Genomic DNA, 240 nt, shown 5'->3' on the forward strand with positions numbered 1-240 from the left:
TGACTTCGGTGACGGTGATGCCCTGTACGCCAATCTCCGACAGCGACTCGCGCACGTCGTCCAGCTTGAACGGCTTGATGATGGCAGTGACTAGTTTCATGAAAACTTCTCCCGTTTAGGTGGACTTGCCCCAGAAGTACGAACCCGGCTCAAGTCTAAGCTCAGTGTCTGGCTCTTGTAACGCTCCGGCTTCAGCCGGGCCGCGGACCGACACCACCAATCTCGCCGACGAAGCGTCGC

At 58.3% G+C, this 240-nt stretch carries 1 protein-coding gene; it reads right to left on the reverse strand.

Going from position 1 to position 240, the window contains the following annotated elements; all coding sequences use genetic code 11:
* The coding region (locus Q5L94_RS14100; RefSeq protein ID WP_317498973.1) for a P-II family nitrogen regulator at positions 1-100 on the reverse strand (100 nt) is incomplete at its 3' end.
* Positions 101-240 lie beyond the last annotated feature (140 nt).

Origin of the sequence: Idiomarina sp. Sol25 (assembly GCF_033052775.1) — a bacterium.
Lineage (GTDB): Bacteria > Pseudomonadota > Gammaproteobacteria > Enterobacterales > Alteromonadaceae > Idiomarina.